Genomic DNA, 22,041 nt, shown 5'->3' with positions numbered 1-22,041 from the left:
GCGTCGGGTGACGGACGAGGCGGGGCCGTGGCTGGTGGTCGGCCTGGGCAACCCCGGCCGGGAGTACGCGAACAACCGGCACAACGTCGGGTTCATGGTGGCGGACCTGCTGGCGGCCCGGGTGGGCGCGACGTTCGGGCGGCACAAGCGTGCGATGGCCGAGGTGGCCGAGGGGCGGCTGGGGTTCGGCGGCCCGAAGCTGGTGCTGCTGAAGCCGTTGACGTACATGAACCTCTCCGGTGGTCCGGTCGCCGGGCTGGCGCAGTTCCACAAGATCCCGCCGGCGCGCGTGATCGCGGTGCACGACGAGCTGGACATCCCGTACGGGCAGGTGCGGGTGAAGTGCGGCGGCGGCGAGGGCGGGCACAACGGCCTGCGCTCGATGTCGAAGTCGCTCGGCACCAAGGACTACGTGCGGGTGCGGTTCGGCATCGGCCGGCCGCCGGGCCGGCAGGATCCGGCTGACTACGTACTGTCGGATTTCTCCCCCGCGGAGCGCAAGGAGCTGGAGTTCCTGGTGGACCGCGCGGCGGACGTGGTGGAGTCGGTGGTTCTCAAGGGTGTGGAGCCGACGCAGAACCTCTACCACGGGGCCTGACGGGCGGTCGGTAGTCTGCGCCTGGGGTGACCGGGAGCGAAGGCGGGTGACGGGAGCATCATGGGCAGTCCTCCGATGATCGACGGCGGGTTCGCCCGGTGGCTGGCGTCCCGGGCCGGTCAGGCGCTGACGGCCCTGCGCGCGGAGATGGGCTTCGCCGACGCGGGCGCGCTCCGGTCGGCCGGCGACAAGGTCTCGCACGACCTGATCCGGACCGAGCTGGCGAAGTGGCGGCCGGCGGACGCGGTGCTGTCGGAGGAGGACGAGAGTTCGCGGCTGGCCTGGACGGCGGAGGTGACCGACGAGGCGCTGTCGCGCCTGACCGCGGACCGGGTCTGGATCGTCGACCCGCTGGACGGCACCCGGGAGTACGCGGAGGAGGGGCGCGCGGACTGGGCGGTGCACGTCGCGCTCTGGTCGCGTAACGCGTCGGCACCGCACGGCCTGGTGGCGGGCGCGGTGGCCCTGCCGGCCCAGCACCGGGTGCTCGGCACCGACCACCCGCCGGCGTACCCGCCGATGACTGTGGAGGCGGCCACCAGGGGCGGCGCGCGGGTCATCCGGTTGGCGGCCAGCCGTAGCCGTCCGCCGGTTTTCCTGACCGACCTGGCAGAGGACGTCGGCGCTCATCTGGTTCCGATGGGCTCGGCGGGCGCGAAGATCGCCGCCGTGGTCACCGGTGAGGTCGACGCGTACATCCACGCGGGCGGTCAGTACGAGTGGGATTCGGCCGCTCCGGTCGCTGTGGCGACGGCCACCGGTCTGCATGCTTCCCGGATCGACGGTTCTGCGCTGAAATACAACGGGGCCGACCCGCGCCTACCGGATCTGCTGGTCTGCCGCAAGGATCTCGCGAGTCGGTTGCTTGCAGCGTTGCAGCGGCATTCCGGGTAACCTGAGCGTTCTTCTTCACGAGTCCGACCTGAAAGGTCTGGAATCCGATGTACGGATCCGAGCGAATCGAGTTCGTGTCATGACGTCCCCCGTCGCGTACCAGGTGTCGCACCTCGACGCGCTCGAGGCGGAGAGCATCTTCGTGATGCGTGAGGTCGTCGCCGAGATGGAACGGCCGGTGCTGCTGTTCTCCGGCGGCAAGGACTCGATCGTGATGCTCCGGTTGGCCCAGAAGGCGTTCGCGCCGGCCAGCATCCCCTTCCCGGTGATGCACGTGGACACCGGGCACAACTTCCCCGAGGTGCTCGACTACCGCGACCGGCGGGTGGCCGAGCTGGGCCTGCAGCTCATCGTGGCGAGCGTGCCGGAGGCGCTGAACAAGGGCCTGGTCCGCGAGTCCGCCGACGGCATGCGCAACCGGATCCAGACGCCGGTGCTGCTCGACGCGGTGGAGAAGCACCGCTTCGACGCGCTGTTCGGCGGCGCCCGGCGCGACGAGGAGAAGGCGCGGGCCAAGGAGCGGGTGTTCAGCTTCCGCGACGAGTTCGGCCAGTGGGATCCGAAGAACCAGCGTCCGGAGCTGTGGGCGCTCTACAACGGCCGGCACCACCCGGGCGAGTCGATCCGGGTGTTCCCGCTGTCGAACTGGACCGAGCTGGACGTCTGGCACTACATCGCGCGGGAGCAGATCCCGCTGCCGTCGATCTACTACGCGCACGAGCGCGAGGTGATCGAGCGCGACGGCATGTTCTACGCGGTGAACGAGTTCTTCCGGGCCCGCGCCGGTGAGCAGCCGTTCAAGGCCCAGGTGCGGTACCGGACCGTGGGTGACGCCTCCTGCACCGCGGCGGTCCGCTCGGACGCCGACACGGTGGAGAAGGTGATCGAGGAGGTGGCCGCCACGCGGATCACCGAGCGCGGCGCGACCCGCGGCGACGACCGGGTCAGCGAGGCCGCCATGGAGGACCGCAAGCGAGAGGGCTACTTCTGATGAGCGTCGAGACCCTGGCCCCGGCCGAGAGCGAGACCGCGCGGCCGATGGACCTGCTGCGGTTCGCCACCGCGGGCAGCGTCGACGACGGCAAGTCGACGCTGATCGGCCGTCTGCTCTACGACACGAAGTCGCTGTTCAGCGACCAGCTCGCCGCCGTCGAGGCGGTCAGCGCGGCGCGGGGCGACGAGTACACGAACCTGGCGCTGCTCACCGACGGCCTGCGCGCCGAGCGGGAGCAGGGCATCACCATCGACGTGGCGTACCGCTACTTCGCCACGCCGCGGCGGAAGTTCATCATCGCCGACACCCCGGGGCACATCCAGTACACCCGGAACATGGTCACCGGCGCCTCCACCGCCGACCTGGCGCTGATCCTGGTGGACGCGCGCAAGGGCCTGGTGGAGCAGTCCCGCCGGCACGCGTTCCTCTGCTCGCTGCTGCGGGTGCCGCACCTGGTCCTGTGTGTGAACAAGATGGACCTGGTGGACTGGTCGCAGGAGGTCTACGAGCGGATCGCGGACGAGTTCACCGCGTTCGCCGCGAAGCTCGACGTGCCGGACCTGACCGTGGTGCCGGTCTCCGCGCTGCAGGGCGACAACATCGTCACCCGCTCGGAGAACATGCCCTGGTACGAGGGCCCGTCGCTGCTGCACCACCTGGAGCGGGTGCACATCGCCTCGGACCGCAACCTGGTCGACGTGCGGTTCCCGGTGCAGTACGTGATCCGGCCGCAGTCCACCACCGTCACCGACTACCGGGGCTACGCGGGCCAGGTGGCCTCGGGCGTGCTCAAGCCGGGCGACGAGGTGATGGTGCTGCCGTCGGGCTTCACCAGCCGGATCGCGGCGGTGGAGACCGCCGACGGTCCGGTGGACGAGGCGTTCCCGCCGATGTCGGTGACGGTCCGGCTGACCGACGAGCTGGACATCTCCCGCGGCGACATGATCTGCCGGCCGAACAACGCCCCGATGGCCGTGCAGGACATCGAGGCGATGGTCTGCTGGATGGACGAGACCCGGCCGTTGCAGGTCGGTGGCAAGTACGCGATCAAGCACACGACCCGTTCGGCGCGGGCGATCGTTCGCGGGCTGCACTACCGGCTGGACATCAACTCGCTGCACCGCGACGAGACGGCCGCCGAGCTGAAGCTCAACGAGATCGGCCGGGTCCGGCTGCGGACCACGGTTCCGCTGCTCGCCGACGAGTACCGCCGCAACCGCACCACGGGCGGCTTCGTGATCATCGACGAGTCGACGAACCGCACGGTCGGCGCCGGCATGATCGTCGAGGCCGGCTGACCCTGGTTGTAAGGAAGGGCCCCTTGTTAACAGTGAGCTGTTAACAAGGGGCCCTTCCTCTACCGCAGGCGTTAATAGGGGGCCCTTCCTTACACCTCAGCCCAGGCGGGTGACGCCGCCGGCCGGCAGGACGGTGAGCGTGCCGGGGGCGGTGAAGCCGCGCTCGGCGTACGCGTCGGCGACGGCGGCGGCCACCGCGTCGGCGGCGCCGGCGTCGACCAGGGCGAGCACGCAGCCGCCGAAACCGCCGCCGGTCATCCGCGCGCCGTACGCCCCGGCGGACAGCGCCGCCTCGACCGCGGTGTCGATCTCCGGCACGGTGATCTCGAAGTCGTCGCGCATGGAGGCGTGCGAGGCGGTCAGCAGCGGACCGGTGTCGCGGACCCGGCCGGCGCGCAGCAGTGCGACGGTGTCGAGCACCCGCTGGTTCTCGGTCACCACGTGCCGGACCCGGCGGCGGGTCTCGTCGTCGTCGAGGCGGGCCAGCGCGGCGTCGAGGCCGGCCACGTCGACGTCGCGCAGCGCGCTCACCCCGAGCGTCGCGGCCGCCCGCTCGCAGCTGCGGCGGCGGGCCGCGTACTCGCCGTCCGCGTGCCGGTGCGGCGCCCGGCTGTCGACCACCAGCACGGCCAGCCCGGCACCGTCCAGGTCGAACGGGATCTGCTCGATCTCCTCGGTGCGGCAGTCGAGGAACAGGGCGTGTCCCGCCCGGCCGCGGATCACCGCGGACTGGTCCATGATCCCGGTGGGCGCGCCGACGTAGTCGTTCTCGGCCCGCTGGGCGAGCCGCGGCCACCGCCCGGCGGGCAGGTCGAGACCGCCGAGGTCGACCAGCGCGGCCAGCACCGCCGACTCGATCGCCGCCGACGAGGAGAGCCCGGAGCCGACCGGCACGTCGGAGGCGACGGCGAGCCGCGCGCCCGGGACGTCGTGGCCGTCGGCGCGCAGCGCCCACACCACCCCGGCCACGTAGGCGGCCCAGCCGTCGACCCGGCCGGGCTCGTCGGCGTCCGCCGGTCCGAACTCGACCGGCTCGTCGTCCAGCTCCGACCAGACGGTCCAGCGTCCGCCGGGGGCGGGCGCGGCGGCGACCACGGTACGCAGCGGCAGCGCGAAGGGCAGCACGAAACCGTCGTTGTAGTCGGTGTGCTCGCCGATCAGGTTGACCCGTCCGGGAGCCGCCCAGCGGCCCGCCGGCTCGGCGCCGTACCGCTGCCGGAAGCCGGCCGTGGCGCGGTCGGCGACCGGCGTGCCCGGCTCACTCCTCGCGCTCACGCCGCCTGCCGCGTGACGTGCTCGCGGTAGAACGCCCAGGCGTCGCCGACCATGTCGTGCAGGGTCGGCTTGGCCGGCGTCCAGCCCAGCTCGTCGCGGGCCAGCGCGGAGGACGCGACCAGCTCGGCCGGGTCGCCCTCGCGGCGGGGGGCAACCTCGACCGGCACCGGGTGTCCGGTGACCTCGCGGACCACGTCGACCACCTGCCGGTTGGTGAAGCCGTTGCCGTTGCCGAGGTTGTAGATCCGGTGCCGGCCCGGGGTGGCCGCGTCCAGCGCGAGCAGGTGGGCGCGGGCCAGGTCCTCGACGTGGATGTAGTCGCGTACGCAGGTGCCGTCGACTGTGGGGTAGTCGTCGCCGAAGAGCTGGAGCTTCTCCCGCCGCCCGGCGGCCACGTCGAGCGCGATCGGGATGAGGTGCGTCTCCGGGTCGTGCCGTTCGCCGATGGCCAGCCCGTCGCGCAGGTACGCCCCGGCGACGTTGAAGTAGCGCAGCGAGACGGCGGCCAGGTCGTGCGCGATCGCCTCGGAGGTGAGCGCCATGTCGACGGCCAGCTTGGTCGCGCCGTAGGTGCTGGTGGGGGCCTTGACGGCGGTCTCCGGGATGGGCAGCTCGGTCGGGTTTCCGTAGACGGCGGCGGTGGAGGAGAAGACCACCCGGGGCACCCGGGCGGCGCGGACGGCGTCGATGAGCGCGATCGAGCCGACCGTGTTGGTGTGCCAGTACAGCTCGGGGCGGATCATCGACTCACCGGCGGCGATCAGGGCGGCGAAGTGCAGCACGCCGTCGAACCCGGCGTCGGGGGTCAGCACCCGGACGGCCTCGTGCACCGGCAGTTCGACGTGGGTGGCGTCGGGGGCGAGGGCTTCCCGGTGACCGGTGCGCAGGTCGTCCAGCACGGTCACCTGGTGGCCGTGGTCGAGCAGCATCCGGGTCACCACGCTGCCGATGTAGCCGGCGCCGCCGGTGACGAGCAGTTTCACGTCGGTCCTCCTGCCTGGGCCGCGTCCCGCGGCGGCCGTCACGTGATCACCCTACGGCCGGGGGCTGTGTCGCGGCTGTCGAGTCGAGCCCGCCTCTATTCCATCATAATCCTTCACGATTGAACAGATCCGCACATTGGGCCGAGCGTACGGTGACCGCTGTCTACCATCCTTCTCATGCGGGAGGGTGGTGGTCCCGGGCCCCGGCGGCGACCGTCGGGGCGGCCCCGACGCGAACCCGGCCCGCTGGCCCGTACCGTGGCCCGTCTCGTGGTGCGCGGCGCCGACGGCGCCACCCGCCTGGTCACCGCCCTGCTCGGGGCCAGCCCCACCGCCGGCCGGGAGCGGATCAGCGAGGCCGAGCTGCGTGACCTGGTCGCGGCGAACACGCTGCTCGACGCGGACGAACGGCGGATCATCGACGAGGTGCTGGTCGCCGGGGCCCGGCTCGTCCGCGAGGTGATGGTGCCCCGCACCGAGGTGGTCTTCCTCAGCGCGGCGCTCCCGCTGGCGCAGGCCCAGCGGCTGGTCCGGGCCGACCCGCACACGCGCTACCCGGTGGTCGACGGCACCCACGACGACGTGGTCGGCATGGTGCACCTGCGGGACGTGCTGCTTCGCCCGGAGGCGGACCGGCCGCTGCTGGTCGGCGACCTGGTCCGGGAGGTGAAGCGCCTGCCGGACAGCAAGCGCGTGCTGGCGGCGCTCACCGAGATGCGCCGGGAAGGCCACCACCTGGCCGTCGTCGTCGACGAGTACGGCGGCACCGCCGGCATCGTCACCTGCGAGGATCTGGTCGAGGAGTTGGTCGGGGAGATCCGGGACGACGAGCACGGCCCACTCGAACCGGAACCCGCCGGCCTGCCCGCCGTCGTCGACGGCCGGCTCAACCTGACCGACTTCGCCGAGCGCACCGGGGTGCCGCTGCCCGCCGGACCGTACGAGACGGTGGGCGGGTTCGTGATGGCCGCCCTGGGCCGGTTGCCGGTGGCGGGCGACGAGGTGCCGGTGGCGGTCGACCCGGCCGCCGGATCGGTTCCCGCCGATCCGGCGGGCTGGCTGCTGCGGGTGCTCACACTCGACGGCCGGCGGGTGTCCCGCCTGGCGGTCTCCGCCGCGCGGCTGCCCGAGCCCCGGCGTGAGGTGAACGGTCCGCTTCCGCCCGTACCCGCCCGATCCACCGGCCCGTCATGACGGACGCCGGGGCTTGCTGACAGAATTGCCGCCATGTCCGACGTACCCGCCCGCCCGCGTGTCTTCTCCGGCATCCAGCCGACGGCCGACTCGTTCCACCTCGGCAACTACCTGGGCGCGCTGCGGCACTGGGTGGCGTTGCAGGACAGCCACGACGCCTACTACTGCGTCGTCGACCTGCACGCGATCACCGCCGGGCACGACCCGAAGGTGCTCAAGCGCCGCAGCCGGGTGGCCGCCGCACAGTTGTTCGCGCTCGGCCTCGACCCGGAGCGCAGCACGCTGTTCGTGCAGTCGCAGGTGCCCGAGCACTCGCAACTGGCCTGGGTGCTCGGCTGCATCACCGGCTTCGGCGAGGCCGGCCGGATGACGCAGTTCAAGGACAAGTCGCAGAAGCAGGGCAGCGAGCGGGCCAGCGTCGGCCTGTTCACGTACCCGATCCTCCAGGCCGCGGACATCCTGCTCTACCAGGCGAACGCGGTGCCGGTCGGCGAGGACCAGCGGCAGCACCTGGAACTCTCCCGCGACCTGGCGCAGCGGTTCAACTCGCTGTTCGGCCGCACCTTCACCGTGCCCTCCCCGCACATCGTGAAGGACACCGCGAAGATCACCGACCTCCAGGATCCGACGGCCAAGATGTCGAAGTCGTCGTCCTCACCGGCCGGCATCATCGACCTGCTGGAGGATCCGGCCCGCTCGGCCAAGAAGATCCGCTCGGCGGTCACCGACACCGGCCGCGAGGTCGTCTTCGACGCCGAGGGCAAGCCCGGCATCACCAACCTGCTCACCATCTACTCCGCCCTCTCCGGCCGCTCCATCGACGACCTGGTCGCCGCGTACGACGGCAAGGGCTACGGCGACCTGAAGAAGGACCTCGCCGAGGTGGTGCGGGAGTTCGTCACGCCGATCCAGGAACGCACGAACGCCTACCTGAACGACCCGGCCCAGCTCGACAAGCTGCTCGTGCGGGGCGCGGAGAAGGCCCGGGCGGTGGCCGCCGGGACGCTGCGGGACGTGTACGAGCGGGTCGGCTTCTTCCCGCCGGTGCGGTCCGAGTAACGGCCCGGACGGGCGGGAACGGGTGACGCAGCCGGTGGCCGGAGGGGTGGCGCGCGACGTGGCGGGCAGTGACACGGCGCCGGGCGGCGCGGACACGATCCAGATCGGGATCGCTGTCGATGTCCCCGAGCCCTGGGGCGGGATGCTCACCCGCCGCCGGGTCGAGGCCGGTGACCCGCTCGCCGTCCCCGCGCACGTCACCCTCCTCGGGCCCACCGAGATCCCGGTACGCGCGCTGCCCGCCGTCGAGGAGCACCTGGCCCGGGTCGCCGCCGCGCACCTGCCGTTCACGCTGCACCTGCGCGGCACCGGCACGTTCCGCCCGGTCACCCAGGTGGTCTTCGTGGCGGTGGCGGCCGGGATCAGCGAGTGCGAACTGCTGGCCGCCGCGATCAACTCGGCCCCCGAGCTGCGGCGCGAGCTGCGCTTCCCGTACCACCCGCACGTCACTGTGGCGCAGGACGTGCCGCCCGAGGTGCTCGACAAGGCGTACGAGGATCTGGCCGACTTCTCCGCGTTGTTCCAGGTGGAGGCGTTCACGCTGTTCTCGCACAGCGGGGCGACCCGGTGGCGGCCCCGCCGCGACTTCCGGCTCGGCGGCCGGAGCTGAACATCCGACCGGCCGGGGCCCCTCCGCCACGGGCGGAGATCGGCGAGGATGACGGGGTGAACGTCTTCGGCCGGATCGAGGCGGCGGTGGGGCGCCGCATCGACGCGGCCCGGGGCCGCTCGTCGGTCTTCGACCACGTCTGGCGGGCCGGGACGCTCTACACCGACCTGCTCGCCGGGCGGCTCGCCGCCGCCATCGCGTACTACGGCTTCTTCGCCGTGTTCGCGCTCGCGCTCGTGGCGTACTGGATCTTCGGCGCGGTGCTGCGGGACAACGAGGAGGTCAGCCGCGGCGTGGCCCACTTCCTGGAGGAGAACCTGCCCTTCCTCGACCCGGCGCAGATCGCCGAGAGCAGCGGCACCGTCGGCGTGGTCGGCCTGGTCATCCTGGTCTTCACCGGCATCGGCTGGGTGGAGGCGATCCGCTCCTCGCAGCGGCTGATGTACGGCTTCAACCAGCAGCCCGGCAACCTGGTGGTGCGGCGGCTGGTCGACCTGGGCGTGCTGGTCGCGGTCTTCGTGCTGCTGTTCGTCTCGATCGCCGCCGTGGACGCGCTGGAGTCGCTGCTGCGCTTCCTGCTGCGCAGCACCGGCTCGGTGGGCCTGACCACGATCAGCGCGGTGCTGAGCGTGCTCGTCAACGCCGTGCTCGCCGCCGCGCTGCTGCTGGCCGTACCCCGGCTGCGGATGAGCCGGCGCCGGCTGCGCCCGGCGGTGCTGACCATCGCCGTCGGGATCACCCTGCTCAACACGGTGGGGCGCTACTACGTGGTACGCACCGAGCGGAACCCCGCGTACACGGTGGTCGCCACCGCCGTCGGCCTGCTGCTCTACCTCTACCTGCTCAACCAGCTGGTGCTCTTCGGCGCCGCGCTCGCCGCCACCAGCCGGTACGGCCGCGTGGTGGACCTGGCCGAGGGCGGCGCCCGGGAGGTGGACGTGGAGGCGGACGTGCTCGACGAGGAGACCGAACCGGGAACACCGGGGGGAGCGGGATGAGCGCGCGCATCCGGATCGACGCCGAGTCGGCGGTGCCGCCGTACGAGCAGGTGCGGGCGCAGTTCGCCGCGCGCATCGGCGACGGGCGGCTGCCGGTGGGCACCCGGCTTCCGGCGGTGCGGCAGCTCGCCGCCGACCTGGGGCTGGCGGTGAACACCGTGGCGCGGGCGTACCGGGAACTGGAGGGCGCCGGCCTGGTGGAGACGCGTGGCCGGCACGGCACCGTGGTCGCCCCCGGCCGGGACGACGCCACCGACCGGCTCCACCGGGCCGCCGCCGAGTACGCCGAGCAGGCGCGTCGCCTGGGCGTACCGCCGGAGCGGGCGGTCGCCCTGGTCCGTGCGGCGCTGGACGCCGGCACGCGTGGCTGAGCGTGGTCCCCGAAGCGGGGAGAGTCCGATGATTGCGTTCCCCGGGCCGATGCGCGACGACCATGATGGGCCGGTGGGCGCACTCGTGACACTGGACCTGCCGGACGACTCCCCGATCCGGGGCCTGCCGTGGATCATCACGTTCGGCCCGCTCGGCGCCGAGGACGACTGGGAGCCGGTGGTCTGCGGCCCGTACGAGCGACCGCACGCGCTGGCGCTGGCCGAGGCGGTGGTGGCCGACGAGCAGTTGATGGCGGTGGTGGAGCCGCTGCTCCCGGCGCTCACCCCGGAGGAGATCCGCAGCGAGATCGCGGCCGCGCAGATCGCCGCCGAGGACGAGGCGGCGCAGATCGACCAGGCGGACCTCTACGGCGACTTCGAGGACGTCATCGACGAGGAACTGGAACTGGCCGCCGAGCGCGAGCCGGAGCCCGAGCCGGCGAAGGCGCCCGACCGGGAGGAGATCCGGGCCGGGTTCGCCCGGATCGCCGCGCTGCTCACCGCCAAGGGCGGCTGAGAACGCGCTCGCTCCCCGATGGACTCCGGCCCCCCGGGAGCGCACTCCCGAGGGGCCGGGGCCACCTCACCCCCCACCACAAGGGGTCGGCAGCCCAGCCGCCCGTCGGCGCGGGGCACAACGGACGGCCAGGTCGTTGGCGGGTTACCCGGCTGAGCGCCGTTCGAACCACGCAGCCGCGTCCACCGGCAGGACGTGCCCGTCGCCCCGCTCGGTGAGTTCGGCGCTGGCGACCAGCGGGCGGCCGTAGCCGCTCACCGTCACGTCGGCGCCGCTGATGTTCACCACGCACGTCACCTCGGCGGCCCCGGCGGTGCGCCGGAACGCCAGGACACCGGGCTCGGTCTCCAGCCAGGTGATGCCGTCCAGGCCTGCCAGCGCCGGGTGCTCGTGCCGGATGCGCAGCGCGGTCCGGTACAGCTCCAGCGTCGAGCCGGGCACCCCGGCCTGGGCGGCCACCGACAGCGACCGCCAGGTCGCCGGCGCCGGCAGCCAGCTCAGCTCGCTGCCGTCCGGCCCGAAGCCGTACGGGGGCAGTTCGCCGCCCCACGGGATCGGCACGCGGCAGCCGTCCCGGCTCTCCCCGGTACGCCGGAACGCCGGATCCTGACGCAGCTCGTCGGGGAGGTCCAGCACCTCCGGCAGACCCAGTTCCTCGCCCTGGTAGACGTACGCGCAGCCGGGCAGCGCGAACATCAGCAGCGCGGCGGCGCGGGCGCGGCGCAGGCCCACCTCGCCGTCGCCGTACCGGGTGACGTGCCGCTGCCGGTCGTGGTTGGAGAGCACCCAGGTGGTCGGCGCGCCCACGATCGTGGACTCGGCCAGCGCCGTGTCGATCACCTTGCGGAACGAGTCGGCCGACCAGGTGGCGTCGAGGAAGTCGAAGCTGAACGCCTGGTGCAGCTCGTCCGGGCCGATGTAGCGGGCGAGGCGCTGCGGCGTCTCGGCCCACGCCTCGGCGACCGCCATCCGGCCGCCCGGGTAGCTGTCCAGGATCGGCCGCCAGGCGCGGTAGATGTCGTGCACCTCGTCCTGGTCGAAGTACGGCAGCCGGCCCTTGCCCAGCAGCTCGGACTGGCGCTGGCCGGTGGTCATCGAGTTGAAGCCGACGTCCGGCAGGCCCTCGGCCTTGATCATCCCGTGCGCCACGTCGATCCGGAAACCGTCCACGCCCCGGTCCAGCCAGAAGCGCAGCACGTCCTCGAACTCGGCCCGCACCTCCGGGTGGCGCCAGTTCAGGTCGGGCTGGGCCGGGTCGAACAGGTGCAGGTACCACTGGCCGTCCACCACGCGCGTCCAGGCCGGGCCGCCGAAGATGCTCTCCCAGTCGTTCGGCGGCAGCTCGCCCTGCTCGCCCTTGCCGTCGGCGAACAGGTAGCGCTCGCGCTCCGGCGAGCCCGGTCCGGCGGCGAGCGCGGCGGCGAACCACGGGTGCGCGCTGGAGGTGTGGTTCGGCACCATGTCGACGATGATCCGCAGGCCGAGCGCGTGCGCGTCGGTGATCATCTCGTCGAAGTCGGTCAGGTTGCCGAACAGCGGGTCGACGTCGCGGTAGTCGGCCACGTCGTAGCCGGCGTCGACCTGCGGCGAGGTGTAGAACGGCGTCAGCCAGAGCGCGTCCACGCCGAGGTCGCGCAGGTACGGCAGGCGCTGCCGGATGCCCTGGAGGTCACCCACACCGTCGGAGTTCGCGTCGGCGAAGCTGCGGACGTACACCTGGTAGACGACAGCGGACCGCCACCAGTCGTCGTCGGCGGTGCGTGGGGTGGTGCTGGGGGCGGAGGTCATCGCTGTCGATCCCGTTCTGTGGCGGCTTCTGGTGCGGCGCAGGGGTGTCTGAGCAGAATGCCGCCATCGCACTGCAAGAGTCAAGCATTCCTTGCGCAAGAAATGACAGCCATCACCCGCCACCGCCCCGGACCCCTCTCCCGAATCCCGGGACACCCACCCCCGCCCCCGCCCGCGAGCGGTGATCAAGGAGTTCGTGTCCCGGCTGGAGATCGACTCGGACACAAACTCCTTGATCAACGGAGGAGGGGCTGGAGGGGGCGCGGGGAGTGGGGAGTGGGGACGGCCGGGGGCGGCTCGCGTGATCATGAAGTTGGCGGCCTTCGCCGTCCGATTTGTCGCCGTCAACTTCATGATCGACGCGTCGGGAGGCGGCTGGCTCGGAGGGTGAGGGTGGGGGTGAGGGTGGGGGTGAGGGTGGGGGTGAGGGTGGGGCGGGGTGGGGGTCAGGCGGGGATGGGGAGGGAGGGGGTGGGGGAGGAAGGGGTGGCGGGGCGCTGGCGCTTCGGGGGGTCTACGGGGCGGGCCACCGCGGTCGAGCCGCGTACCACCAGTTCGGGCCGGAACAGGTACTCGGAGTTCGGGGAGGGGTGGCCGTTGATCTCGTCGACCAGGGCGCGCACCGCCGCCACGGCCATCGCGGCGACCGGCTGGCGCACCGTGGTCAGCGGCGGGTCGGTGAACGCCATGAGCGGGGAGTCGTCGTACCCGACCACGGAGATGTCGCCGGGGACCGACAGCCCGCGCTGCCGGGCGGCCCGGATCGCGCCGAGCGCCATCAGGTCCGAGCCGCAGACCAGTCCGGTGACGCCGCGCTCGATGAGCCGGCCGGCGGCCGCCTCGCCGCCCTCGACGCCGAACAGGGACAGCTCCGTCAGCTCGGTCAGCTCGTCCTCGCTGATGTCGGTCAGGCGCCCCATCGCGGCCTTGTAGCCGGCGACCTTGCGCTGCACCGGCACGAACCGGTCCGGGCCGGTGATCAGGCCGATCCGCCGGTGCCCGAGCGCGACCAGGTGGGCGACGGCGAGTTCGGCGGACTCCCGGTCGTCGCAGGAGACGAACGGCGCGGGGATGCCGGGCGCGTACCCGTTGATCATGACGATCGGCAGCGGCCGGGCCAGCAGCGTGCGGTAGCGGTCGTGGTCCGCGGCGGTGTCGGCGTGCAGGCCGGAGACGAAGACGATGCCGGAGACCTGACGGTCCAGCAGCATCTCCACGTACTCGTCCTCGCGTACCCCGCCCGGGGTCTGCGTGCAGAGCACCGGTGTGTAGCCGGTGGGGGCGAGCGCGGACTCGATGATCTGGGCGAACGCCGGGAAGATCGGGTTGTCCAGCTCCGGCACGACCAGGCCGACCAGCCCGGCGCTGCGCTTGCGCAGCCGGGCGGGGCGCTCGTAGCCGAGCACATCGAGGGCGGTGAGGACGGCCTGGCGGGTTTCGGGGGCCACGCCGGGGCGGTCGTTGAGCACCCGCGACACCGTGGCCTCGCTGACTTCAGCCTGTTGGGCGATGTCGGACAGTCGAGCGCGCATGTGCGGCACTTTAGCCCAACGGCAAAGTCTTGCGTACACTTCTGCAATCCCTTCCATTCTCTGCAACCTCTTGCTAACGTCCCCGCAACATGCGAGAGCAGCGGCGCAGCACCCTGGCGCCGGGAAGCAAGAAATTTCAGAGGTTTCCACTGGCGGGCCGCCCTTCCCCCGGCGGGCCGCCATGACGACAGGAGTACCGATGCGCATCCGTACCGCGGGTGTGGTCGCCGTCCTCGGCCTGGCGCTCGCCGCCTCCGGCTGTGGTGACAGCGGCAGCGACAAGCCGGCCGCCGACGAGTCCGCCAAGGCGACCGGCGGCAAGCTGGTCATCTGGGCCGACGACAAGCGCACGGCCGCCCTCAAGCCGTTCGCTGAGGAGTTCGGCAAGGAGAACGGCGTGACCGTCGAGGTCCAGGCCGTCTCCAAGGACCTGCAGACCAACTTCGTCACCGCCTCGCAGCAGGGCAGCGGCCCGGACGTCGTGGTCGGCGCGCACGACTGGATCGGCAACCTGGTCCAGAACGGCGCCATCGACCCGGTGCAGCTCCCGGCCGAGCAGAAGGCCGGCTTCAACGAGACCGCCGTCAAGGCCGTCACGTTCAACGGCCAGCTCTACGGCGTGCCCTACGCCACCGAGAACATCGCGCTGATCCGCAACACCGAGCTGGCCCCCGAGGCGCCGAAGACGATCGAGGACCTGGTCGCCGCCGGCAAGAAGCTCAAGGCGGAGAAGAAGGCCAGCGAGATCCTGTGCCTCCAGTCCGGCCAGAACGGCGACGCGTACCACATCTACCCGCTCTACACCTCGGGCGGCGGCTACCTGTTCGGCACCGCGGCGAACGGCGACTACGACCCGAAGGACCTGGGCGTGGGCAAGCCGGAGTCGATCGCGGCCTTCCAGAAGATCGCGAAGCTCGGTGAGAAGGGCGACGGCGCGCTGAAGCGTTCCATCACCCCGGAGAACGCCATCTCCACCTTCACCGGCAGGAAGTGCGCCTTCCTGGTCTCCGGCCCGTGGGCCGTGGCCGACGCCAAGAAGGCCGGCATCAAGTACGACATCTCCGCGGTCCCCGGCTTCGCCGGTGGCAAGGAGGCCCAGCCGTTCGTGGGCGTCCAGGCGTTCTACGTGGCTGCCAAGGGCAAGAACAAGGCCCTGGCCCAGGAGTTCGTCACCAACTACGTGACCAAGCCCGAGCTGGCCGTCGCGCTGTACAAGGCCGAGCCGCGCCCGCCGGCGCTGACCGCCGCCTTCGACCAGGTCAAGGGTGAGGACGCGGACCTGGCCAAGTTCTCCGAGGCCGGCAAGAACGGCCAGGTGCTCCCGGCGATCCCGGCCATGGCCGCGATCTGGGATCCGTTCGGCAAGGCGGAGGCCGCCATCATCGGCGGCGCCGACCCGGCCAAGACGATCACGGCCGCCGGCAAGACCATCCAGGGTCAGATCAAGTAATGAGCGCGCCGCTGTCCGGCCCGGGGTCTGCACCGCAGGCCCCGGGCCGGGAGCCCGTACGCCGTGGGCTCCCGCGCACGTCCCGTACCGCGCGGCAACACGCGCCGATCACCGCGACCGGCCTCGTCGTCAAGGTGGTCCTGCTCGGCCTGGTGGCCGGGATCGCGATCTGGGCGGCCTTCCCGCTCATCGAGGCCGGACACTGGATCGCGCTGGGCGTCCTGGCGGTCACCACCGCCGGCCTGTTCTACCTCTACCTGAGCCGCCGGCACATCCCGGCCAAGTACCTGGTCCCCGGCACGCTCTTCCTGATCGCGTTCCAGGTCTTCCCGGTGCTCTACACCGCGAGCACCGCGTTCACGAACTTCGGCGACGGCCACCGCGGCAGCAAGGACGACGCGATCGTCGCCGTGCAGACCGCCTCGGTGAAGCAGGTGCCCGGCTCGACCGAGTACAACCTCACCATCGCCACCAAGGGCGACCCGGCGACCGGCTCCCTGACCTTCCTGCTCAGCGACCCGAAGAGCAAGGAGGTCTTCGCCGGGGACGCGGACGGGCTGCGCAAGCTCGACGCCGCCGACGTCGAGGTGAGCAGCCTCAGCGGCAAGATCACCGCCGCGGACGGCTACACCCTGCTGAACATCGGGCAGGCCAGCAGCCGCAGCGACGCGGTCACCGCGCTCATCGTGCCCACCGACGAGGGCGCCATCCGCTCCAACGGCCTGACCCGCGCGTACGAGGGCAAGGCGATCCGGGCGTACGACGCCGTGTGCGACTGCGTCAAGGACAGCGAGACCGGCAAGACGTGGACCGCCGACGAGAGGTCCGGCTCCTTCGTCGCCGCCGACGGCGAGCGCCTCGCCCAGGGCTGGAAGGTCGACGTCGGGCTGAAGAACTTCGCCACGGTGCTCACCGACAGCAACATCTCCGGCCCGTTCTTCGGCACGCTGGCCTGGAACTTCGCGTTCGCGATCGGCTCCACCGGGCTGACGTTCCTGCTCGGCATGGGCATCGCGCTCGCGCTGCACTCACCCCGGATGCGCGGCACCAACCTCTACCGGATGGTGCTGATCCTGCCGTACGCCATGCCGTCGTTCGCCATGCTGCTGATCTGGCGGGACATGTTCAACACCGACTTCGGCCTGCTCAACGACCTGTTCGGGCTGAACGTCGACTGGTTCGGCGGCAACTGGTCGGCCCGGATCGCGGTGCTGCTGGTGCAGTTGTGGCTCGGCTACCCGTACATGTTCCTGGTCGCCACCGGCGCGTTGCAGGCCATCCCGCGGGAGCTGACCGAGGCGACCTCGGTCGACGGCGCGTCGCCCTGGCAGTCGTTCCGGGCGGTCACCCTGCCGCTGCTGCTGGTGGCGCTCTCGCCGCTGCTGATCGCGTCGTTCGCGTACAACTTCAACAACGTCAACGCGATCCTGTTCACCACCGAGGGCGGCCCGTTCGCGCCGGACAACCCGACGAACGGCGCCACCGACCTGCTGATCACCTACACGTACCGGCTCGCGTTCGGCGCACAGGGCGCCGAGTTCGGCCTGGCCGCCACCGTCTCGATCTTCATCTTCGCGATCGTGGCGACGGTGTCGGCGATCAGCTTCCGGCGGACCCGCAAGCAGGAGGAGGTGTACTCGTGACCATCATCGCGGAGACGCCCACGACCACCCGCAGGCCGGCCCGACGCTCGCGCGGCCGCTGGTTCGCGCAGGTCGGCTGGCGGCACCTGGTCGGACTGCTGGCGGTGGCGTTCAGCCTCTTCCCGATCCTGTTCGTGATCTCGGCGGCGTTCAACCCGCTCGGCACGCTCTCCTCCACCGAGCTGCTGCCGACCGGCGCGTCGCTGGAGAACTTCACCAGCCTGTTCGACAAGACGGCGTTCGGCCACTGGTTCCTCAACTCGCTGCTGCTGGCGGGCGTGGCCAGCTTCGCGTCGATCTTCCTGTCGTCGCTCGCGGCGTACGCGTTCTCCCGGATGCGCTTCGCCGGGCGCCGGGTGGGCCTGCTCGCGCTGCTGCTGATCCAGATGTTCCCGCAGTTCCTGGCGATCGTGGCGATCTTCCTGATCTTCACCACGCTCACCGACCTCTACCCGGCGATCGGGTTCAACACCCCGTGGGGCCTGTTCCTGCTCTACATGGGTGGCGCGCTGGGGGCGAACACCTGGCTGATTAAGGGCTTCTTCGACACGCTGCCGAAGGAGCTGGACGAGTCGGCGACCATGGACGGCGCGTCACACGTGCAGGTCTTCTTCCGGATCATGCTGCCGCTGGTGGCGCCGATCCTGGCGGTGACCGGCCTGCTCGCGTTCATCGGGTCGATCAACGAGTTCATCATCGCCAACGTGTTCCTCACCGAACCCGAGTCGAAGACCCTCGCGGTCGGCATGTTCGGCCTGGTCGCGGGCGAGCGCAACAACAACTTCGGGATGTTCGCGGCGGGCACGCTGCTCACCGCGATCCCGACGGTGCTGGTGTTCCAACTGCTCCAGCGCTACATCGTCTCCGGACTCACCTCCGGAGCGGTCAAAGGATAAGCCGGAGGGGTGGCCGCTCGCCGTCGTGGGCGAGGCAAGTGGTGCCACTCCGCACGCTGCGGCAAGGGCGTCGTTGACGTACACCGGAGCGGTTCTCGGGCGGACCGCCGCGGTCGGGTGAAACCGGCCGCGGCGGGTGCCCGCCCCCTCTCCCTGTCGGTACGACGCGAAAGGCAGCACCATGTCCCTTCAGCCGCACCACGACGGCTCCGCCACCTACGTCCCGGAGCAGGAGCCCGCACTCGGGCAGACCGTGCCGGTCTTCGTCCGGGTACCGGCCGGATCCGGCGTCTCCCAGGTGCACGTGCGCACCACCGGCGACGGCGAGCCGCGCTTCGCCGAGGCGCGGATCGACCGCACCGACGGCGGCGACGTGTGGTGGCGGGCCGACGTCGAGGTCCGCAACCCGGTCAGCAACTACCGCTTCCTGCTCGACGGCGAACGCGGCACCCCCCGCTGGCTCAACGCGGCCGGGCTGGCCGGCCACGACGTGCCGGACAACGGCGACTTCAAGCTGGTCAGCTACGCCCCGCCGCCGGCCTGGGCCCGCGACGCCGTGATCTACCAGATCTTCCCGGACCGGTTCGCCCGCTCGGCCGCCGCCGACGGCCGGACCGCGCCGGACTGGGCGATTCCGTGCGACTGGGACACCCCGGTCATCGGCCGCGGCCCGGAGACGCCCCGCCAGTTCTACGGCGGCGACCTCGACGGCGTCACCGACCACCTGGACCACCTGGACCGGCTCGGCGTCAACACCGTCTACCTCACTCCGGTCTTCCCGGCGCGCTCCAACCACAGGTACGACGCGTCGAGCTTCGACACCGTCGACCCGCTGCTCGGCGGCGACGCGGCGCTGGCCCGGCTCGCCGACGCGGTGCACGCCCGGGGCTGGCGGCTGCTCGGCGACATCACCAGCAACCACACCGGCGACGCCCACCACTGGTTCACCGCCGCCGTCTCCGACGTGAACGCGCCGGAACGCGAGCTGTACTACTTCGACCTGCCCGGCTACGACGACTCCAACTCGGCGCGTCTGACGCCGCGCGGCGACTTGGAGCCGTCGGACTACGAGTCGTGGAACGGGGTGAAGTCGCTGCCGAAGCTGAACTGGGGCAGCGCGGAGCTGCGCCGCCGGTTCGCCACCGCCGAGGACTCGCTGCTGCGCCGCTGGCTGCGCCCGCCGTACGGGCTGGACGGCTGGCGGGTCGACGTGGCGAACATGACCGGCCGGCGCGGCGCGGACGCGTACACCCACGAGGTGGCGCGGCTGCTGCGCGAGGTGGTGGCCGAAACCCGCCCGGACGGGCTGCTGCTCGCCGAGCACGGCCACGACCACACCGGAGACCTGGACCGCGACGGCTGGCACGGGACGATGAACTACGTCGGCTTCACCGACCCGGTCTGGTCCTGGCTGCGCCACGGCGACGACCCGGTGCCGAACTTCCTCGGCACCCCGGGCGGGGTACGGCGGCGCGACGCCGCCGCAGTGCTCGCCACCATGAACACCTATCGGTCGCTGGTGTCCTGGCGGTCGTACACGCACTCGTGGCAACTGCTCGGCTCGCACGACTCGGCCCGGATCCGCACCGTGGTCGGCGACGCGGCCCGGCAGGAGGTGGCGGCCGGACTGCTCGCCACCATGCCCGGCACGCCGGTGGTCTTCGCCGGGGACGAGCTGGGCCTGACCGGCACGAACGGGGAGGGCTCGCGTACCCCGATGCCGTGGCACCGGCCGGAGAGCTGGGACCGGCGCACGTTCGACGCGTACCGGTCGTTGCTGACGCTGCGCCGCGACGAGCCGGCGCTGCGGAACGGCGGCCTGCGGTGGGTGCACGCGGACGCGGACACGCTCGTCTTCCTGCGCGAGGCGCCCACGTCGACGGTGCTGGTGCTGGCGAGACGCGCCGCCGGCACTCCGGTCCGCCTGACCGGCGTGGGAGCCGGAGACAACGTCTACGGCAACGCCCCCGCCCTCCACCCCGACACCGAGGGCGCGGTAACCCTCCCCGCCGACGGCCCCACGTTCCAGATCTGGCGCCTGCGCTAGACCCGACGCCCTCCTCGCCCCGTCGATCTTGCGGTTCCGGCCCGTGTCGCGCGGCTTTCGTCCCGGATGCCGGGGCGGTAACTGCAAGATCACGAGTGAGGTCGGCGGGGCGACTACTACGGAGTGTCGTTGATGGGGGAGGATGGGCGCGTGGAAGCTCTTCGACTCATCCTTCTCTACGTCCATCTGGTCGGTTTCGCGCTGCTGCTCGGTGGTGCGATCGCCCAGTACGTCACCGGCCGGCTGCGGATCAACGCCGCCATGCTCTGGGGCGCGATCATCCAGATCCTCACCGGCATCGGGCTGTCCGCTCCGCTGCGGGACGGGGACGAGCCGGCCCCGGCGAAACTTGTTACCAAGTTGGTGCTCGCGCTGCTCATCTTCGTCATGGTCTTCTTCTCCCGTAAGCGGGAGACCGTCAACCGTGGCCACTTCCTCGCGATCATCGGGTTGACGCTGGTCAACGCGGCCGTCGCGGTGTTCTGGCGTTAGTTCGCCAGCAGCCGGGGAAGCTCGGGAAAACGGACGTTCGCGACACCACCGCGCGCGCCTACCGGCCGGATAAGTGACGTGCCCCACGCAAGGGTTACACCGGGGTAACGGACGCTCAACAGTCGTGCACGATTGTCGGCCGGTGGGTGGGCGCGGGCGTACGCTCCCGTCCGTAACGTGGGACGCCGGCGGCACACCGCAGGCCGGCGAAGGGCTGCACGCCGTGCACGACGCGGTGTGCAAGGGGAAGGAGACGTCTTGCGCTCTGTGCGTGGGATGCGGATCGCCTCCGTCATTGCGGCGGGTGGACTCGTGCTGGGCGCTGCCGCGTGTGGTGAGGCTCCGGACGACGACAACAACGCCGGCGGCGACGGCGGCAAGAAGTTCAGCGCCTGCATGGTGACCGACGTCGGCGGCGTCGACGACAAGTCCTTCAACGCCTCGGCCTGGAAGGGTCTGCAGGAGGCGCAGAAGGAGAACGACAAGATCGACATCAAGTACGTCCAGTCGAAGGCCGAGGCGGACTACGAGGTCAACCTGACCGGGTTCGTCAACCAGAAGTGCGACTTCATCCTGGCCGTCGGTGGCCTGATGTCGGACGCCACCAAGGCGGCGGCTGAGAAGAACCGGAACCAGCAGTTCGCCATCGTCGACGCCAACCCGGGTGTGTCGAACGTCTACCCGATGCAGTTCGACACCGCGCAGGCCGCGTTCCAGGCCGGCTACCTGGCCGCTGGCATGAGCAAGTCCGGCAAGGTCGGCACCTACGGCGGCCTGCCGATCCCGCCGGTCACCATCTTCATGGACGGCTTCGCCGACGGCGTGGCGTACTACAACAAGGCCAAGAGCAAGAACGTCCAGGTGCTGGGCTGGGACAAGGCCACCCAGAAGGGCTCCTTCGCGAACTCGTTCGAGAAGCAGGACGAGGGCAAGAAGGTCTCCGACGCGCTCGTCGCGCAGGGCGCCGACATCGTGATGCCGGTCGCCGGTGGCGCCGGCCTCGGCACCACCTCCGCGGCCAAGGCCTCGGGCGGCAAGTACTCGGTCGTCTGGGTGGACATCGACGGCTGCGAGAGCACCCCGGACTGCTCGGCGATCCTGACCACGGTCGTCAAGAACATCCCGGACGCCGTCAAGGAGGCCGCGCTGAAGGCCGCCGGTGGCGAGAAGCTCGAGTCCACCCCGGGCTTCGTCGGCACGCTGGCGAACAACGGCGTCTCCATCGCGCCGTACCACGACTTCGACAGCAAGGTCCCCGCGGACCTGAAGGCCGAGGTCGACAAGATCAAGGCGGACATCGCCGCCGGCACGATCACCGTCACCTCGAAGGCTCAGCCGACCAAGTGACAGTTCCGCCGGCCGCCGCGGTGCGATCATCGGCAGCGGGGGCCGGCGGGCACCA

General features: G+C 71.4%; 20 protein-coding genes. 16 read left to right on the top strand and 4 right to left on the bottom strand.

Features of this window, described 5'->3' with window-relative positions; genetic code table 11:
• Positions 1-7 precede the first annotated feature (7 nt).
• From pth to ABIH81_RS04120, 4 genes are all read left to right on the top strand, one after another.
• Positions 8-598 (top strand): aminoacyl-tRNA hydrolase, encoded by a 591-nt coding sequence (gene pth, locus ABIH81_RS04135; protein WP_349879091.1) that lies wholly within the window; start codon positions 8-10, stop codon positions 596-598.
• 60 nt (positions 599-658) lie between these two features.
• Entirely contained in the window at positions 659-1,492 is an 834-nt protein-coding gene (locus ABIH81_RS04130) for an inositol monophosphatase family protein (RefSeq protein ID WP_349879090.1), read from the top strand.
• Positions 1,493-1,571: 79 nt separating this feature from the next.
• The gene (cysD, locus tag ABIH81_RS04125) at positions 1,572-2,483 is read left to right on the top strand and encodes a sulfate adenylyltransferase subunit CysD (protein ID WP_349879089.1); all 912 of its coding nucleotides are present in this window, start codon (positions 1,572-1,574) and stop codon (positions 2,481-2,483) included.
• Positions 2,483-3,784: a GTP-binding protein gene (locus tag ABIH81_RS04120; RefSeq protein ID WP_120571714.1), complete on the top strand. Its 1,302-nt coding sequence runs from the start codon at positions 2,483-2,485 to the stop codon at positions 3,782-3,784. The genes cysD and ABIH81_RS04120 overlap by 1 nt, the downstream gene beginning before the upstream one ends.
• A 96-nt stretch (positions 3,785-3,880) precedes the next feature.
• Here the strand turns inward: ABIH81_RS04120 and galK are convergent, their stop codons facing one another.
• Together galK and galE are read right to left on the bottom strand one after the other, a co-directional pair.
• Positions 3,881-5,059, bottom strand: coding sequence for a galactokinase (galK, locus tag ABIH81_RS04115; protein ID WP_349879088.1), 1,179 nt, complete (start codon positions 5,057-5,059; stop codon positions 3,881-3,883).
• A complete protein-coding gene (galE, locus tag ABIH81_RS04110) occupies positions 5,056-5,988 on the bottom strand; it encodes a UDP-glucose 4-epimerase GalE (protein ID WP_349881004.1) in 933 nt (310 codons plus the stop codon). The genes galK and galE overlap by 4 nt, the downstream gene beginning before the upstream one ends.
• 231 nt (positions 5,989-6,219) lie before the next feature.
• Between galE and ABIH81_RS04105 the strand changes: the two genes are divergently transcribed.
• The 6 genes from ABIH81_RS04105 (at position 6,220) to ABIH81_RS04080 (ending at position 10,791) form a co-directional block, all read left to right on the top strand.
• Entirely contained in the window at positions 6,220-7,236 is a 1,017-nt protein-coding gene (locus ABIH81_RS04105) for a hemolysin family protein (protein ID WP_349879087.1), read from the top strand.
• 33 nt (positions 7,237-7,269) lie between these two features.
• Positions 7,270-8,295, top strand: a complete 1,026-nt coding sequence (gene trpS / locus ABIH81_RS04100) for a tryptophan--tRNA ligase (RefSeq protein ID WP_349879086.1) — start codon at positions 7,270-7,272, stop codon at positions 8,293-8,295.
• Positions 8,296-8,329: 34 nt separating this feature from the next.
• Positions 8,330-8,905, top strand: coding sequence for a 2'-5' RNA ligase family protein (locus ABIH81_RS04095; RefSeq protein ID WP_349881003.1), 576 nt, complete (start codon positions 8,330-8,332; stop codon positions 8,903-8,905).
• A 56-nt stretch (positions 8,906-8,961) separates the two neighbouring features.
• A complete protein-coding gene (locus ABIH81_RS04090) occupies positions 8,962-9,903 on the top strand; it encodes a YhjD/YihY/BrkB family envelope integrity protein (RefSeq protein ID WP_349879085.1) in 942 nt (313 codons plus the stop codon).
• A complete protein-coding gene (locus ABIH81_RS04085; RefSeq protein WP_120571706.1) occupies positions 9,900-10,274 on the top strand; it encodes a GntR family transcriptional regulator in 375 nt (124 codons plus the stop codon). The genes ABIH81_RS04090 and ABIH81_RS04085 overlap by 4 nt, the downstream gene beginning before the upstream one ends.
• Before the next feature lie 73 nt (positions 10,275-10,347).
• Complete coding sequence (locus ABIH81_RS04080) at positions 10,348-10,791, top strand: hypothetical protein (RefSeq protein ID WP_349879084.1); 444 nt, start codon at positions 10,348-10,350, stop codon at positions 10,789-10,791.
• Between the two features lie 144 nt (positions 10,792-10,935).
• On the opposite strand, the gene ABIH81_RS04075 is transcribed toward ABIH81_RS04080, so the two are convergent.
• A complete protein-coding gene (locus tag ABIH81_RS04075) occupies positions 10,936-12,579 on the bottom strand; it encodes a glycoside hydrolase family 13 protein (RefSeq protein WP_349879083.1) in 1,644 nt (547 codons plus the stop codon).
• 446 nt (positions 12,580-13,025) lie between these two features.
• Positions 13,026-14,111 (bottom strand): LacI family DNA-binding transcriptional regulator, encoded by a 1,086-nt coding sequence (locus ABIH81_RS04070; protein WP_349879082.1) that lies wholly within the window; start codon positions 14,109-14,111, stop codon positions 13,026-13,028.
• Positions 14,112-14,310: 199 nt separating this feature from the next.
• Between ABIH81_RS04070 and ABIH81_RS04065 the strand changes: the two genes are divergently transcribed.
• The 6 genes from ABIH81_RS04065 to ABIH81_RS04040 all read left to right on the top strand — a co-directional run bounded on the left by ABIH81_RS04065 (position 14,311) and on the right by ABIH81_RS04040 (position 21,986).
• Positions 14,311-15,561 (top strand): maltose ABC transporter substrate-binding protein, encoded by a 1,251-nt coding sequence (locus tag ABIH81_RS04065; RefSeq protein WP_349879081.1) that lies wholly within the window; start codon positions 14,311-14,313, stop codon positions 15,559-15,561.
• Entirely contained in the window at positions 15,561-17,204 is a 1,644-nt protein-coding gene (locus ABIH81_RS04060; RefSeq protein WP_349879080.1) for an ABC transporter permease subunit, read from the top strand. Before ABIH81_RS04065 ends, ABIH81_RS04060 begins: the two co-directional genes overlap by 1 nt.
• On the top strand, positions 17,201-18,100 hold the full coding sequence (locus tag ABIH81_RS04055) for a sugar ABC transporter permease (protein ID WP_349879079.1): 900 nt from the start codon (positions 17,201-17,203) through the stop codon (positions 18,098-18,100). Before ABIH81_RS04060 ends, ABIH81_RS04055 begins: the two co-directional genes overlap by 4 nt.
• 181 nt (positions 18,101-18,281) lie before the next feature.
• Positions 18,282-20,147: a glycoside hydrolase family 13 protein gene (locus tag ABIH81_RS04050; protein WP_349879078.1), complete on the top strand. Its 1,866-nt coding sequence runs from the start codon at positions 18,282-18,284 to the stop codon at positions 20,145-20,147.
• A gap of 150 nt (positions 20,148-20,297) precedes the next feature.
• On the top strand, positions 20,298-20,639 hold the full coding sequence (locus ABIH81_RS04045; protein ID WP_349879077.1) for a hypothetical protein: 342 nt from the start codon (positions 20,298-20,300) through the stop codon (positions 20,637-20,639).
• 276 nt (positions 20,640-20,915) lie between these two features.
• Positions 20,916-21,986 carry a BMP family ABC transporter substrate-binding protein gene (locus ABIH81_RS04040; RefSeq protein WP_349881002.1) on the top strand — a complete coding sequence of 357 codons (1,071 nt, stop codon included), beginning with the start codon at positions 20,916-20,918 and terminating at the stop codon, positions 21,984-21,986.
• The last annotated feature ends 55 nt before the right edge of the window (positions 21,987-22,041 follow it).

The sequence above is a fragment of the Micromonospora sp. HUAS YX12 genome, from assembly GCF_040215685.1.
GTDB classification, from domain to species: Bacteria; Actinomycetota; Actinomycetes; order Mycobacteriales; family Micromonosporaceae; genus Micromonospora; species Micromonospora tulbaghiae.
The sequence above is the reverse complement of the archived record's forward strand: the minus strand, read 5'-3'. Positions and strand labels throughout refer to the sequence as shown.

Excerpts from the sequence above, each read along its gene's own strand:
- ABIH81_RS04085 (WP_120571706.1), top strand. The coding sequence starts at position 9,900 with ATGAGCGCGCGCATCCGGATCGACGCCGAGTCGGCGGTGCCGCCGTAC.
- ABIH81_RS04040 (WP_349881002.1), top strand. The coding sequence starts at position 20,916 with ATGCGGATCGCCTCCGTCATTGCGGCGGGTGGACTCGTGCTGGGCGCT.
- ABIH81_RS04120 (WP_120571714.1), top strand. The coding sequence starts at position 2,483 with ATGAGCGTCGAGACCCTGGCCCCGGCCGAGAGCGAGACCGCGCGGCCG.
- galE (WP_349881004.1), bottom strand. The coding sequence starts at position 5,988 with ATGCTGCTCGACCACGGCCACCAGGTGACCGTGCTGGACGACCTGCGC.
- ABIH81_RS04070 (WP_349879082.1), bottom strand. The coding sequence starts at position 14,111 with ATGCGCGCTCGACTGTCCGACATCGCCCAACAGGCTGAAGTCAGCGAG.
- ABIH81_RS04105 (WP_349879087.1), top strand. The coding sequence starts at position 6,220 with ATGCGGGAGGGTGGTGGTCCCGGGCCCCGGCGGCGACCGTCGGGGCGG.
- ABIH81_RS04130 (WP_349879090.1), top strand. The coding sequence starts at position 659 with ATGGGCAGTCCTCCGATGATCGACGGCGGGTTCGCCCGGTGGCTGGCG.
- ABIH81_RS04075 (WP_349879083.1), bottom strand. The coding sequence starts at position 12,579 with ATGACCTCCGCCCCCAGCACCACCCCACGCACCGCCGACGACGACTGG.
- ABIH81_RS04060 (WP_349879080.1), top strand. The coding sequence starts at position 15,561 with ATGAGCGCGCCGCTGTCCGGCCCGGGGTCTGCACCGCAGGCCCCGGGC.
- ABIH81_RS04050 (WP_349879078.1), top strand. The coding sequence starts at position 18,282 with ATGTCCCTTCAGCCGCACCACGACGGCTCCGCCACCTACGTCCCGGAG.
- ABIH81_RS04065 (WP_349879081.1), top strand. The coding sequence starts at position 14,311 with ATGCGCATCCGTACCGCGGGTGTGGTCGCCGTCCTCGGCCTGGCGCTC.
- trpS (WP_349879086.1), top strand. The coding sequence starts at position 7,270 with ATGTCCGACGTACCCGCCCGCCCGCGTGTCTTCTCCGGCATCCAGCCG.
- cysD (WP_349879089.1), top strand. The coding sequence starts at position 1,572 with ATGACGTCCCCCGTCGCGTACCAGGTGTCGCACCTCGACGCGCTCGAG.